The organism is Kribbella sp. NPDC048915 (assembly GCF_040649595.1).
In the GTDB taxonomy this organism is placed as follows: Bacteria; Actinomycetota; Actinomycetes; order Propionibacteriales; family Kribbellaceae; genus Kribbella.
Genome location: NZ_JBEZFT010000085.1, coordinates 3,191 through 17,189 on the forward strand (window position 1 = coordinate 3,191; position 13,999 = coordinate 17,189).

Sequence of the window (13,999 nt, forward strand, 5' to 3'; positions counted from 1 at the left end):
CTCTCCCCCCCCCGGGCGGCCACACCACTTCGGGGCCGGCCCCTCCGCGGGCCGCCCGCTTCTGTGGTTCGCCACCGCTCGGGTCAGACGGCAGTGCGTTGGGCGGTCCAACTGTTGTGCAGGCGGGTGTAGACGCCGCCGGCGTTGACCAGCTCACTGTGCGGCCCGCGCTCCACCACTTGGCCTTCGTCGAAGACCAGGACCTCGTCGGCGGCCTCGGCGGTGGAGAGGCGGTGGGCGATCGTGACCGACGTACGGCCGGTCATCAGGCGCTCCAACGCCGCGTTCACCCGGACCTCGGTGCCGGGGTCGACCGCGGACGTCGCCTCGTCGAGGACCAGCAGGTCCGGGTCCGCGATGTTCGCGCGGACCAGAGCGACCAGCTGTCGCTCCCCCGCCGACAACGACTCGCCGCGTTGGCCGACCGGCGATTGCAGACCGTCCGGCAGTGACTGCAACCAGTCCGTGAGACCGAGGGACTCGAAGGCGTCGAGTAGTTCGTCGTCGGTGACGTCGGGGCGGCCGAATCGTACGTTCTCGGCGAGTGACGCGTCGAACAGGTACCCGTCCTGCGGCACCATCACGACCCGCTCGCGCAGCGACTCGAACGAGATCTCCCGCGCGTCGACACCGTCCAGCTTGACCGCGCCGGAGGTTGGATCCATCAACCGGGTCAGCAACTTCGCGAACGTCGTCTTCCCGGACCCGGTCTCACCAACGACCGCGACGCGACGGTGCGGCTCGATCCGTACGTCGACGTCGCGCAGCACCAGCTCACCCTCGGGGTAGGCGAACGAGACGTCGTCGAACTCGACCGTGATCGGCCCCCGCTGCTGCCGTACGCCGTCCTCGCCCGGATCCGCGACATCCGCCGGCGTGGCGATCACGCCGAGCACCCGGCGCCAGCCCGCGAACGCGCTCTGTGCGTCGGTCAGCACCTGGGTGGCGATCTGCACCGGGTCCGAGAACAGCGACACCAGGAACATGAACGCGAGCAGTTCCCCCAGGGTCGCCTGGTTCGCGACGCCGAGCAGTACGCCGACGGTCAGAACGCCCGCGTTCGCAAGCCCCGCGGCGAGACCGCCGATCGAGAACGTCAGCCCGGTGAACGCCTGGGCCCGGGTGGCCGTCTTCCGGTAGTCCTCGATCGTCGCGTCGATGCGCTCCTGGGTACGCCGCTCGATCGCGTACGACCTAACCACCTGCGCGCCGACAACCGGCTCCGCGATCGCCGACAGCATTTCGCCGACCTTCGCCCGCACCACGCCGTACGCCGAGGACATCAGCCGCTGCAAGTACTTCAGGCTCGCGAACAACGGGATGAAGCACAGCAGCACGACCAGCGCGAGCTGCCACGAATACACGAACATGACGACCGTCGCGAGCAGCATCTGGCCGATGCTGACCAGGAAGATGAACCCGCCGAACTGCAGGAACTGCGACACCGTGTCGACGTCCGACGTGACCCGGCTGACCAGTGCGCCGCGGCGCTCGGTGCTCTGGGTCAGCACCGGCAGGTCGTGCACGTGCCGGAACGCCTTGATCCGCATCGTCGCCAGGCCGTGCTCGGAGTTGATCGCCAGCCGCACGGTCGTCAGGTACGACGCGCCCGCGGTGAGGATCACGCCGAGCGCGCAGATCAGGCACATCCAGGCGACGTACGACATGTCCGGGCCGCCCGCTGCGGACAGGCCGCGGTCGATGGTCTGCTGGACCGCGATCGGTACGACGATCCGCCCCGCGGTCATGATCAACGCGAGGATCCCGGTCAGCCACCACCCGCGGGACAGCTCGGGTGAGACCTTGAGGCCGTCCTTGAGGGTCTGCAGGCCGCCGACGTTGTCGCCGTGGTCCAGCCGGCTCGCTTCCGCCGCGCTCACGCGGAGGCTCCTTCCGCGTCGAGGTCGTCCAGGTCGTCGTCGATCTCCGCCTCCAGGTCCGCCTCTTCCTGACGGCGTTCGGCGTCCTTCTCGTAGGCGTCGACCAGGTCCCGGTAGGCGGGCGTCGACGCCTGCAGCTCGGCGTGCGTGCCGTGCGCGACGACCCGGCCCTCGTCCAGGAACAGCACCTCGTCGGCGAGCGAGATCGTCGCCTTCCGGTACGCAATCACCAGCACGGTCGTCGCCGCACCGGCGTCGTCCTGCACGGCGGTCCGCAGCCCGGCGAGGATCCGCGCCTCGACCTGCGGGTCGACCGCGCTGGTCGCGTCGTCGAGGATGAGCAGCCGCGGCCGCCGGACCAGCGCCCGCGCGAGTGCGATCCGCTGCCGCTGACCGCCGGACAGCGTCGTCCCGCGCTCGCCGACCTTGGTGTCCAGGCCGTCCGGCAGCGCCTTCACGAAGCCGTCGCCCTGCGCGATCCGCAGCGCGTCCCAGACGTCGTCGTCGCTGAAGTCGCCGCCGAGCGTGATGTTGCCGCGAATCGTGTCGTCGAACAGGAAGGCGGTCTGCGCGACCAGCGCGACCGATCCGGCGAGCTCGTCGCGGGCCAGGTCGCGCAGGTCGATCCCGTCGACCTTCACCGCGCCCTGCTCCGGGTCGACCAGCCGGGTGAGCAGCGTGGTCAGCGTCGACTTCCCGGCACCGGTCGGCCCCACCACCGCGACCGTACGGCCGGGCGCGACGGTGAAGTCGACTCCGGCGAGTACGTCGCGCTCCGGCAAGTACCCGAACCGCAGGTCGGTCACCTCGACCTCGGCCGCCTTCGTCGAGGTCAGCCGCTGATCGCCGTACTCCGTCCCGCCTTCGGCCGTGAGCACGCGCTGCACGCGGTCCCAGCCGACGACCGACCGCGGCAGCTCACCGAGGACCCAGCCGAGCGCCCGGATCGGGAACCCGATCAGCGTGAACAGGAACGCCACCTGGACCACATCGCCCGCGTCGGCGGCGCCGGAACGCACCCGCCCGACACCGACCAGCAGCACCGCGAGCACGCCCAGCCGGGGCAGGCCGTCGATCACCGGGTCGAACATGCCGCGGGCTTTGTTGACCGCGATGTTCGCGTCCCGCAGCGCGTACGTCGGGCCGCGGAAGCGCTCGGTCTCTGCCGCCTCGCGGCCCAGCGTCTTCACCACCAGCGCGCCGTCGAACGACTCGTGCGCGACCTCGGAGACGTCGGCGCGCAACTGCTGCGCCCGCGTCGCGAGCGGCTGCAGGTACCGCTGGAAGATCACGTTCGCCACGAAGACCAGCGGGAACACCAGACAGCCGACCAGCGCCAGCCAGACGTCGGCCGCGAACATCGCGACGGTCGCGAACACCAGCATCGCGATCACGCCGATCGCCATCGGCAGCGGCGCGATCACGAACCAGGTCGACTCCACGTCGGCGTTGGCGTTCGACAGCAACATGCCGGTCGAGTGCTGGTGGTGCCACTCCAGCGGCAGCTTCAGGTACTGCCGGGTGACCCGCCGCCGGTACGTCGCCTGCAGCCGGAACTGCATGATGCCGGCCCCGAGCCGCCGCCCGACCACGCCGATCGCGTTCAGGATCGCGATCCCGATGAACAACCCGATCAGCGACGCGATCGCGCCGAAGGTGGTGTCGCCGCGCTCGAACGCGGGCCGCAGCACATGGTCGGTCGCCCAACCGAGGGCCCAGCCGCCCGCCACGGTCATCGCCCCGTACAGCATCGCGGCCAGAACGGACAGCGCGAAGATGCCCGGCTCCTCCCAGATCGCCACCCTCAGTACCGCGAAACCGCGCCGGGTGACGCTGCCCCTTTCCGGGACCTTCGGGACAGGCACGACACGCTCCAGAGGACAGTCAGGTGCAACAGCTGGACACAGGCATGACAACGATTGACATTCTGCCACCACCACCCGACAACTACGATCGAGATTGTGACCGACTACAGCCGGGTGGAACGCCTCGCTCTGTGTGACCTCTTCGACCAGGTCGGGCCTGCCGCCCCGACACTCTGCGACGGCTGGGACGCCTATGACCTCGCGGTGCACCTGTACGTCCGCGAGGCCGATCCGATGGCCGGTCCGGGGATCATGATCCCGGCGCTGTCCGACACCACCGAGCGCCGGATGCAGCGGGTCAAGCAGCGCTACAGCTTCGCCGAAGTGGTCGACAAGGTCCGCAACGGTCCGCCGCCGGTCTCGATCTATGCGCTGCCGAAGCTCGGGCACCAGCTGAACACGACGGAGTACTTCGTCCATCACGAGGACGTCCGCCGGGCCCAATCGTCGTACGACGCCCGCACCCTGCCCGCCGCGCAGCAAGACGGGCTGTGGAAGGCGATCCGGCTGGCCGCGAAGACGATGACCCGTAAGTCGCCGAGCGGTCTGGTGTTGCGGCGGCCGGACGGTACGACGGCGGTCGCGAAGCGTCCGAACGAGTTCGGGTCGGTCACCGTGACGGGCGAGCCGGGTGAGCTGGTGCTGTTCTGCTTCGGGCGGCAGCAAGTGGCCGACGTCGAGCTGGACGGTGATCCGGAGGCTGTGCAACGGCTCCGGAACGCCTCATTCGGCGTGTGACTTCTTCCGGTTGCGCCGACGCCGGATCACGCCGCTCAACGCGGTGGTCAGGATGACCAGCACGATCGCCGCGACAACGCCCTCCCACGGATCGTCGAACAGCGCGTACCCGACCAGGCCGATCGCCATGTAGACCGCCGCCCACAGCGACGACGCGGCCAGGTCCACCACCGCGAAGCGCTCCCACCGATAGCCGGCCAGTCCGGCCGCGAGCAGCACCGGCACCCGGCCGCCCGGGATCAGCCGCGAGGTCAGCAACACGGAGACCTCGTGCGAGGACAGCCGATCGCGCAGCGAGTCCAGCGAGCCGTTGTTGCGCAGCCAGCCGACGCGCCCGGCCAGCCGCTCGCCCCCGAAGCGGCAGCCGGCGTACACGATCAGGTCCCCGACGTACGCGCCCGCGGTGCCCGCGATCAGCACGCCGACCAGCCCGATCGGGTTGCTGTGCGAGGCCAGTACGGCGCCTGCCGACACCGCGGCGCCCGTCGGCAGCACCGGCAGGACGGCACCGAGCAACACCGCTCCGGCCAGCACGATCAGGTACCAGAGGTCGAACTTGGGATCCCCGGTCATCCGGGCACCTCGATCGACGCACCGGGCACCAGAACCTCCACCTTCACCGCAGGATCCACCTCGGTCATCGCGGTCTTGAAGCGGTCCCCCGGTGGCAGGAACAACTCCGGCTTGATCCAGTCGCAGCCGATCGGCCAGAACGTCCCGAAATGTACCGGCACCGCCGTCGACGCACCGACCCGACGCACCGCTTCGGCGGCCCGCACCGGGTCCAGATGCCCCGCGCCGAGCGACGGCCCCCAGCCACCGACCGGCACCAGCGCGAGGTCCACCTGTCCGGCCTCGGCGGCGAGTCCGTCGTACAGATCGGTGTCACCGGCGAACCAGACGCTCGGCGAACCGTCGATCCGGTAGCCGAGCGCCGGCGCCGAGTACCCCGACCAGGGCAGCCGGCGGCCGTCGTGGTGCGCGGTGACCGCGGTGATCTCGAGCCCGCCGATCCGCACCTGGTTCCCGGGAGCGACCTCGATGCAGCGGTCCGAGTACGCCGCTCCGCGGTCGGCGTGGACCAGCTTGGCCGCACCGCGCGGCACGATCAGCGCGGCGTCGGGCGCGATGAACGACAGCGACGTGAGGTGCAGGTGGTCGGCGTGCAGATGCGAGACCAGCACCGCGTCGCACTCCCCCGCCTCGGGCGCCGGGGCCGGGCCGCGGCGGCGGCGCAGGTGCGCGATCCGCGATGTCAGCACCGGATCGGTGAGCAGTCGGGTGCCGTTCGCCTCGATGGTCGTCGTGGCATGACCCCACCACGTCACTCGCATGGGACTCGCACGCTCTCAGGCCTCCACTTTCGACTCGACCGGCTTCTCCAGGCCCTCGCGATGCCCAAGCTTCTCCAGCCAGTCGATCAGCACCCGGTGCACCGCGTCGGAGCCTACGGGAGGCTCGTCCAGCCGCCAGCGGCTCGGGTGCACCAGGACCGCCTCCGTCTGCCAGCCGCCGATCCCGCCGTGGCAGCCGACCAGCTCCTCGAACGCCGCCACCTCGTGGGTGTACTCGTCCAGCCGGCTCACCACCACCAGGTCGCCGTTGTGCGGCATCTCCGCCTGCCGGAGCATCGACGCGGCCGCGAGTTCGCCGTACGGCGTCAGCGGGTCTTCCCCCTCGACCCGGCCGGTGCGCAGCACCCGGACGCCGGCCCGCCCGATCGCGACCGGGCCCTCGGCCAGCGAGTCGACCACCACGAACCCGATGCCGGGATGCGTCGCAAGGCCCGGGATCAGCTTCGGGTGCAACGACTCGATCTCCTCCAACGGCACCCGCCCGGGCGTCGTCGCGAGGTAGATCAGGGCGAGGTTGCCGGACGCCGTGACGACCATCTGCTCGTCCGCGGCGACCTGCGGCTCGCAGTCCTTCGGGCCGAGCGACACCTCGCCGGTCTTCGCGTGCAGCGCCTTCCGGGTCACGGTGCCGGCGACGCTGCCGCGCATGCTCAGCTCGGTGAGGAACGCGTTGACCGGGCCCCAGCCTTCGGACTTGCCGACGGCCTGGACCGGCTCCTTGGTGGTGTCGACCAGGTCGTCGACCACCTCGGCGAGCGTCCGACCGTACCGCTGGAGGAACGTCGAGCCCTGGCTCTGGCCGTGGTCGGACAGCACGACCAGCTCGTACGAGTGCGGGAGGGTGTCGATGATCCGCTGCAGCGCGCCGAGCACCCGATCCAGTCCCTCGAGGGTCTGCAGGGACTCGGCGCGGGTCGGACCGGCGTGGTGCGCGACCTCGTCGTAGTCGACGAAGTCGCAGTAGATCACCGGCGTGCCCTTGACCAGTTCGTCGGTGATCAGCGAGACGTTGAGGTCGCGGAGCAGGACGTTGGTCACCGCGCGCAGGAAGATGTACGCACCGCCGCGCTTGACCCGCGGGACGAGCCGCCGGACGCGCTGCCGGCGGGCTTGGTGCAGTTCCTTGATCATCTCGGCCACACACAGCACCAGACCGCGGGCAGCGCCCTGCGGACTGGAGAAGAACCGGACGTAGCCGCGGCTGCGGCTGTTCGGAAGGCCGGCCCGGCTGAACACCAGCTCGCACTTGGCCGCGTCACCGGACCAGTTGTTGCTGATACTGACACCGCCGTCGGCGAGCAGGCCGCGGCCGGTCGACATCCGGGCCTCGATCTCCGCCGCGTCCCGGCCGCGGTTGGTGACCATCACCCGGCCGGTCTCCTTCTCGTACCACCGGAAGGCCGGGATGTGCCGCGAACCACCGTGCAGGATCCCGGCCTGGCTGGCCGGCGTGGTGGCCGGTACGCCGGTGTGCCAGGACAGCATCGAGTGCCGGCCGTCCCGGATCCAGCCGCCCAGGTTCGGCAGGTTGCCGGCCAGCACCATCCAGTTCAGCAGGGGTGCGGACAGGCCGTCGATCTGGATGATCAGCATCCCGGTCTTCGGCGCGGGCTGGATCCGCCGGGCCCGCCGATGCACGCCGCGCATCACCTCCGCGACGTACGCGTCGTCACTGCCCGCATACGCGACCCAGCCGACGAAGGCGCTCACCGACGACATCACAATCGCGACCAGCACCGGTGCCTCGACGCCGCCGTGCAGGTTCACCCCCGGGTCGACGGTGATGCCGAGGTACACCACCGCGAACTGCGACAGCAGCCCGCCGACGAGCACGCCGATCGACCCGATCAGCACCGCGATCCCGGCCAGGATCCAGCGCATCAGCACCGAGAACACCGCCAGCAGCACGACCAGCCGCAGGATCGGCAGCCGGCCGTCGCTGCTGATCTGTGGCAGCAGCCAAAACGTGATCGTCAGCGAGATCAGTGACGCCAGCCCGCCGAACAGCATCGCCTGCAGGCCCCGTCCGGTGCCGCGCAGGTCGATCCACACCGGCCGTCTGCGCCGGTCCTTCGACAGTTGCTCTGGTGGTTTCGCCATCGCCCGCTTCGTGCTCCCCGTACGTCTCGTCGTGCAGTACGAGCGTACGGGGTCGCACGGACGGATCGATGACACCTTCGTCAGGTGCCGCTACTGCACTTCGAGGTAGTCGACCTCGGTGTAGAGGGTGCCTTTCGTCAACCGGATCGTGTTCCAGCCGGCGTTCAGCGTGATCGAGACCGAGCTCTGCCGCCAGTTGTCCCAGCCGGTGACCGGGTAGCTGACCGACCCCGCGTTGTTGCCGTTGACAACGAGCCCGTGGCTCGCGGTCGCCGCGGACCCGTTGGCGTACGCGACATGCAGCGTGTAACCGCCTGCCACCGGGGCGTACACGGTGTTCTGCACCCAGGAGTCGGCGTAGTCGATGTACGCGACGACCTTCCCGTCCGAGGCACCGGCGGCGTTGGACCGGACGACGCAGTGGTTCAGCGTGCCGCGCTCGGCCTCGTACCGGACCCGGCTGCCACGCACCACCGGGTAGTCGTTGGCGTACCCGATGTCGGCGACGTACAGATGCCGGCCGTTACCGACCCAGCCGTGGACGAACACCTTGCCGCCGACGATGTCGGCACCGCCCGGACCGCAGATGTGGTTGTCGAACGTCGCCGTCGTCAGCAACGGCCGGTACGCCGTCGTCCACGGTCCGCCGAGCGTCGCCGAGGTCGCGTACGACGTCAGGTAGTTGCAGTCGGTGTACCCGCCGCCGGAGAAGAACAGCACGTACTGACTGCCGCGCCGGACGATGTCGGGCGCCTCGATCACGCTGCTCGACGTCAGCAGCGCGGTGTTGCCGCCGACCAGCGTGCGGCCGTTGTCGGCGGTCCTCGTCAGCCAGAGTGTCGACGCCTGCCCGATCGCGTTGCCGTCGTTCTTCCAGACCAGGTAGCGGGTGCCGTCGGTGTCGACGAACGTGTTCGCGTCGATCGCGCCGCCGAGGTTGAGCGGGCAGATCAGCGGCGTCGTACCGACCGGCTGGAACGGGCCGAGCGGATTCGTGGCGGTGGCGACTCCGATGCACTGCCGGCCGGACGCCTTGTGCCAGGCGGTGTAGGTGAGGGTGTAGGTGCCGTCGAGGTTCGGGTACACGTCCGGCGCCCAGGTGCGGCCGGGCTGGGCCCAGGCACTCGAGGGACCGCCGGGCATCGCGTCACCGCGGACCGTCCACGGGCCGTTGGCGCTCGGCGCGGTCGCGACCGGCAGGGTGCCGCGGGCGCCGTTGGTCGCGTAGGCGTACCAGGTCCCGTTCTGCTCGAAGACGTCCGGATCGGGGAAGTTCTCGCCGATGATCTCGGCCGGGAAGACGGCTGCGGTCGTCGCAGCCTGGGTGGGTGTGGTCAGGAAGGCCGCGAGGCCGAAGACCGCCAGCGCAGCGGTCAGAAGTCGTCGCATGGAGGGACTCCTCAGGTGGGGCGGATACCTGTGCGACCAACTTTTCCATCGATTCACCTGAAACGCCATGCCGGAATCCCTGGACCCGGGAGGCCACCGGGCGGAGACTGCCGCTAGTAGATTTCCGCCTGCCTTCTAGGAGTGCTTCGTGAGTCGTTTACCGAAAGGGATGATCGCCGCGGTCGCGGCGGTCGCGGCCGCCGTGGGTGGAGTCGTGACCCAGTCCGCCGGCGCCCCCGCCGCGGTCCAGGAGACCGCACTGCAACAGCGGCTCGACGGTCTGCTGAACGACAGCCGGTACGACGGATCGCAGGTCGCGCTCGTGGTGCGCGACGCGACCACCGGCGAGACCCTGTACGACCGCAACGGCGCGCAGCGGATGCTGCCCGCATCGAACACCAAACTGTTCTCCTCGACGGCCGCGATGCACGTGCTCGGGCCGTCGTACCGCTTCCACACCGACGTGCTCGCCACCGCACCCGTCCGCGGTGGACAGCTGCTCGGCAACCTCTACCTGAAGGGGTACGGCGACCCCACCGCGCTCGAGTCCGACTACGTCGCGCTCGCGAAGCAACTCAAGGCCGCCGGCGTCAAACGGGTGCACGGCGACCTGATCGCCGACGACACGTACTTCGACCACGTCCGCCTCGGTGACAGCTGGGCGTGGGACGACGAGCCGTTCTACTACAACGCCCAGATCTCCGCGCTGACGCTGGCGCCGAACACCGACTACGACTCCGGTACGGCGATCGTCGAGAGCCGCCCCGGCGCCACGGTCGGTGCTCCGGTGCAGCTCGGCCTGGTGCCCGCCAACGGCGTACTGAAGCTCGTCAACACCGCGACCACCGGTGCGGCCGGGTCGTCGAACACGCTGAGCATCGAGCGCGACCACGGCACCAACGTGGTCCGGGTGACCGGCTCGGTGCCGCTCGGCGCGTCGGTCGGCCAGGAGTGGGTGACCGTGTGGGAGCCCGAGTTGTACGCCGCCGACGTGTTCAAGCGCGCGCTCGCCGCGCAGGGCATCACGGTCAGCGGCAAGATCAAGAACGCGGCGACGCCGGCCGGTGCAGCCCGACTGGCCCGGGACGAGTCGATGACGGTCGGCGAGCTGATGACGCCGTTCCTCAAGCTGTCCAACAACATGCACGCCGAGACCCTGGTCAAGGCGATGGGCGCCGTCGCCGAAGCCGAGGGCAGCTGGTCCGCCGGGCTCGGCGTCGTCACCGACTACGCGAAGAGCCTCGGGGTCGACACAAGCCGGATCCGGCTGTCCGACGGCTCCGGTCTGTCCCGCAAGGTCAATGTCACCGCGGACTCCATCACCGACGTCCTGATCGGTGCACAGCAGGAGCCTTGGTGGCAGCAGTGGTACGACGCCCTGCCGATCGCCGGTAACCCGACCCGGTTCGTCGGCGGCACGCTGCGCAGCCGGATGCAGAACACACCGGCCGCGAACAACCTGCACGGCAAGACCGGTTCGCTCACCGGTGTCACGTCGCTGTCCGGGTACGTGACGACGGCGGACGGGCGCAAGCTGGTGTTCTCGATGATCAGCAACAACTACCTGACCAGCCCGCGCTCGATCGAGGACGCGGTCGGCGTGACCCTGGCGTCCTGGTCCGACGAGAACCCACCGGCCGCCGTACCGAACAACTTCCGCAAGGCTCAGTCCACCACCTGCGAACTCGAGTGGGACAAGGCCTGCTGATCCGCTGGACCTAATCCGTTCGACAGTGCGGCGGTCGTTCCCGACGATGTGGGAATGACTGCCGCACTCCCCACTCCCCCGGCTGGCTACACCGCTCGCGCAATGCGGCTGGAGGACGCTCCACTGATTGCACAGCGGTCGGCCGTTCACACCTCCGCACTGCTCGGGTTCGCGAAGCACAGTGCCGAGGATGTGGCCAACTATCTGCGGGATCCTGGGGTGGACCTGGCGACGGACGGCTGGATGGTGCAAGGGCCGGACGGGTTCGCGGGATCGGCCACCGCGGTGGCGATCACCGGTGGCACGCACGTGAACGTCGACATCCTCGGCGAGGAGCCGGCCGTGCTCGGCTGGTTGCTGGATCAGGCCGAGCGCCGGGCACACGAGGTCAGTCAGAGCACCGGACGGCGGGAGGTCGTCGTCAGGCTCGGCGTGATCCGTCAGGACGCGCGGCTCGCCGCGGTTGTCAGAGCTCGTGGCTACGCGGTCGGTACGTCGGTGCACCGGATGCGGATCACCTTCGACGGTCCGGTGGCGCCGCCCGCCGTACCGGACGGTGTCGTCGTACGCCGCGGCGCACCGGACGAAGCGTCTCGCCGGGCCGCCCACGCCGTACTGATGGAGTCGTTCGCAACTCAGCCCGGGACACTCCCCCGGCCGTTCGCGGAATGGGTCGCGTCGCGGGAGAGCCGGTCCACGTTCGACTGGTCGCAGGTGACGATCGCCGAGCTCGACGGCCGGCCCGTCGGCATGACCGAGTGCAACGACAACTTCGTCAGCACCGACAACTGCGGGTACGTCGGGCGGCTCGCCGTCGTCCCGCCGGCCCGCGGCCGCGGCCTCGCCAAGTTCCTGCTCCGGGACGCCTTCGCCGTCGACCACGCCGCCGGTCGCACCGGCACGATCCTGCACGTGGACTCGAGCAACCCGACCCCCGCCGTCGCGCTCTATACCGGCGCCGGCATGGGCCCCGACGTGATCAGTGACATCTGGACGCGCACGATCGAGATCTGAGAGGTTGCTCTCAGAGTTCTGAGAGATTACTCTCGAAACATGTCTCTCAGGAATCCGTACGGCGATTTCGAGATCACCGACCCGCAAGCGATGCGGGCGTTGGCGCATCCGGTCCGGCTCGCCGCGCTCAGCTACCTGCAGCGCAACGGCCCGGCGACCGCGACGCAGCTGTCCGAGCACGTCGGCGCCTCCCCTTCCGTGACCAGCTGGCACCTGCGGCACCTCGCCAACTTCGGTCTCGTCCACGACGGGCCGCCGCCGAGCGGCTCCGACCGCCGCCAGCGCTGGTGGTACGCCGTCGCCCGCGGTTTCCGGTACGAGATGCCGGACACCGCGGAAGGCGCCGAGGCCGGCCGGCTGCTGCGGACCGAGATCATGAACCAGGCCCTCGAAGCCGTGCAGGACTGGCTGGTCGGCGCCGAGCCGCACCTGGATCCGGAGTGGAGCCGCCGGGCCGGCTCTGCCAACACCCTGCTGCTCGCCACCCCGGACGAGATCGAGGCGATCGAGGACGCGATCGAGCAGCTGCTGGCCCCGTACGTCGAGCGGCACACCACCGGCGACGTCCCCGCGGACGCCCGCCCGGTCCGGCACCTGCGCTTCTCCTTGCCAGAGGCAACAGAAGCAGGGCCCGAGGCAACAGGCACCGCACCCGTCAAGGAGTCCAGAGCAACGGAGTCCGAGTGAGCACCGCGACCACCGCCGGGCTGTGGCGGGACCGGCGGTTCCGGACCTTCTGGTCAGCGCAGGGCGTTTCGGAGTTCGGCGACCGGATCACCGAGCTCGCGCTGCCGCTGATCGCGGTCACGATGCTGGACGCCTCCCCCAGCCAGGTCGGGTTCCTGACCGCGGCGGTCTGGCTGCCGAACCTCGCGTCGCTGTTCATCGGCGCCTGGGTCGATCGTCGACCCGACAAGCGGCCGCTGATGATCGCCGCGGACCTGATCCGGACCGTCGTCCTGCTCACCCTGCCCGTCGCGTACTGGCTCGATCTGCTGACGCTCGGGCATCTCTACGTGATCGCGATCCTCGCCGGTACGGCGCACGTGATGTTCAACACGGCGTATGCGGCGTTCTTCGTCCGGCTCGTCGCGCGGGAGGACTACCTCGAGGCGAACAGCAAACTGTCCGCGACGCGGTCGATTTCGTTCATGGGCGGGCCGGCGCTCGGCGGTCTGCTGGTGCAATGGCTGACGGCGCCGTTCGCGATGATCGCCGACGCGTTGACCTTCGTGTTCTCCGCGATCCAGCTCAGCCGGCTCGACGTCGAACCGGCCGTCACCGAGGAATCGAGCGAACCGCTGCTGCGCCGGGCGGCCGCCGGCATGCGCTACGTGCTGAAGCACCCGTATCTGCGCCCGGGCCTCGCCTGCGCGACGACCGTGAACTTCTTCAACCTGATCAGCTTGGCGCTGCTGGTGCTGTTCGCGAGCCGCAACCTCGGGCTGTCGGCCGGCGTGATCGGTGTGGCGCTCGGCATCGGCGCCTCGGGCGGCCTGCTCGGTGCGGTGTCCGCGTCGCCACTCAGCCGGCGACTCGGTGCCGGTCCGGTCATCGCCTTCGGCGCGGTCGTCTTCCCGGGTTCGGTCGCGATCGCCGCACTGGCCGACGGTCCGACCTGGGTGAAGGCGGCCGCGCTGGCAGTGGCCGAGTTCGTCGGGGCCTTCGCGGTGATGTGCTTCGACGTACCGCTGAACTCACTCGAGGCGGCCGTCGTGCACGAGCACATGCGGAGCCGGGTGGCCGGGGCGTTCAGCACCATCAACTACGGCATCAGGCCGCTCGGCGCGGTCGTCGGAGGGTTCCTCGGCACCTGGATCGGTGTCCGGGAAACCCTCCTCGTGTCCGCCGCCGGCGGCCTGCTGTCGGTGCTGTGGCTGATCGGTACGCCGATCATCCGCGCCCGGGAACTGACCGGCCTGGAGCCGCCCGAGCTGTAGTGATTCCGAG

The 13,999-nt window shown here is 69.9% G+C and carries 11 protein-coding genes; 5 read left to right on the plus strand and 6 right to left on the minus strand.

Going from position 1 to position 13,999, the window contains the following annotated elements:
• Positions 1-83 precede the first annotated feature (83 nt).
• Together AB0B82_RS29765 and AB0B82_RS29770 are read right to left on the minus strand one after the other, a co-directional pair.
• Positions 84-1,880, minus strand: a complete 1,797-nt coding sequence (locus AB0B82_RS29765; RefSeq protein WP_360175822.1) for an ABC transporter ATP-binding protein — start codon at positions 1,878-1,880, stop codon at positions 84-86.
• A complete protein-coding gene (locus tag AB0B82_RS29770) occupies positions 1,877-3,745 on the minus strand; it encodes an ABC transporter ATP-binding protein (RefSeq protein WP_360175825.1) in 1,869 nt (622 codons plus the stop codon). The genes AB0B82_RS29765 and AB0B82_RS29770 overlap by 4 nt, the downstream gene beginning before the upstream one ends.
• 96 nt (positions 3,746-3,841) lie before the next feature.
• Between AB0B82_RS29770 and AB0B82_RS29775 the strand changes: the two genes are divergently transcribed.
• Positions 3,842-4,483: a TIGR03085 family metal-binding protein gene (locus AB0B82_RS29775; RefSeq protein WP_360175828.1), complete on the plus strand. Its 642-nt coding sequence runs from the start codon at positions 3,842-3,844 to the stop codon at positions 4,481-4,483.
• On the opposite strand, the gene AB0B82_RS29780 is transcribed toward AB0B82_RS29775, so the two are convergent.
• From AB0B82_RS29780 to AB0B82_RS29795, 4 genes are all read right to left on the minus strand, one after another.
• Entirely contained in the window at positions 4,469-5,056 is a 588-nt protein-coding gene (locus AB0B82_RS29780; protein ID WP_360175831.1) for a VTT domain-containing protein, read from the minus strand. The genes AB0B82_RS29775 and AB0B82_RS29780 overlap by 15 nt on opposite strands.
• Entirely contained in the window at positions 5,053-5,817 is a 765-nt protein-coding gene (locus AB0B82_RS29785) for an MBL fold metallo-hydrolase (protein WP_360175834.1), read from the minus strand. The genes AB0B82_RS29780 and AB0B82_RS29785 overlap by 4 nt, the downstream gene beginning before the upstream one ends.
• Before the next feature lie 15 nt (positions 5,818-5,832).
• Positions 5,833-7,938 carry an alkaline phosphatase family protein gene (locus AB0B82_RS29790; RefSeq protein ID WP_360175837.1) on the minus strand — a complete coding sequence of 702 codons (2,106 nt, stop codon included), beginning with the start codon at positions 7,936-7,938 and terminating at the stop codon, positions 5,833-5,835.
• 90 nt (positions 7,939-8,028) lie between these two features.
• On the minus strand, positions 8,029-9,327 hold the full coding sequence (locus AB0B82_RS29795) for a family 43 glycosylhydrolase (RefSeq protein ID WP_360175840.1): 1,299 nt from the start codon (positions 9,325-9,327) through the stop codon (positions 8,029-8,031).
• Between the two features lie 148 nt (positions 9,328-9,475).
• Between AB0B82_RS29795 and dacB the strand changes: the two genes are divergently transcribed.
• The 4 genes from dacB to AB0B82_RS29815 are packed head-to-tail and all read left to right on the plus strand — an operon-like array spanning position 9,476 to position 13,989.
• A complete protein-coding gene (gene dacB, locus AB0B82_RS29800) occupies positions 9,476-11,035 on the plus strand; it encodes a D-alanyl-D-alanine carboxypeptidase/D-alanyl-D-alanine-endopeptidase (protein ID WP_360175843.1) in 1,560 nt (519 codons plus the stop codon).
• A 54-nt stretch (positions 11,036-11,089) separates the two neighbouring features.
• A complete protein-coding gene (locus tag AB0B82_RS29805; RefSeq protein WP_360175846.1) occupies positions 11,090-12,049 on the plus strand; it encodes a GNAT family N-acetyltransferase in 960 nt (319 codons plus the stop codon).
• 39 nt (positions 12,050-12,088) lie between these two features.
• Positions 12,089-12,736: an ArsR family transcriptional regulator gene (locus AB0B82_RS29810; RefSeq protein ID WP_360175849.1), complete on the plus strand. Its 648-nt coding sequence runs from the start codon at positions 12,089-12,091 to the stop codon at positions 12,734-12,736.
• Positions 12,733-13,989, plus strand: a complete 1,257-nt coding sequence (locus AB0B82_RS29815; RefSeq protein ID WP_360175852.1) for an MFS transporter — start codon at positions 12,733-12,735, stop codon at positions 13,987-13,989. Before AB0B82_RS29810 ends, AB0B82_RS29815 begins: the two co-directional genes overlap by 4 nt.
• The last annotated feature ends 10 nt before the right edge of the window (positions 13,990-13,999 follow it).

Excerpts from the sequence above, each read along its gene's own strand:
- AB0B82_RS29810 (WP_360175849.1), top strand. The coding sequence starts at position 12,089 with ATGTCTCTCAGGAATCCGTACGGCGATTTCGAGATCACCGACCCGCAA.
- AB0B82_RS29795 (WP_360175840.1), bottom strand. The coding sequence starts at position 9,327 with ATGCGACGACTTCTGACCGCTGCGCTGGCGGTCTTCGGCCTCGCGGCC.
- AB0B82_RS29790 (WP_360175837.1), bottom strand. The coding sequence starts at position 7,938 with ATGGCGAAACCACCAGAGCAACTGTCGAAGGACCGGCGCAGACGGCCG.
- AB0B82_RS29780 (WP_360175831.1), bottom strand. The coding sequence starts at position 5,056 with ATGACCGGGGATCCCAAGTTCGACCTCTGGTACCTGATCGTGCTGGCC.
- AB0B82_RS29805 (WP_360175846.1), top strand. The coding sequence starts at position 11,090 with ATGACTGCCGCACTCCCCACTCCCCCGGCTGGCTACACCGCTCGCGCA.
- AB0B82_RS29785 (WP_360175834.1), bottom strand. The coding sequence starts at position 5,817 with ATGCGAGTGACGTGGTGGGGTCATGCCACGACGACCATCGAGGCGAAC.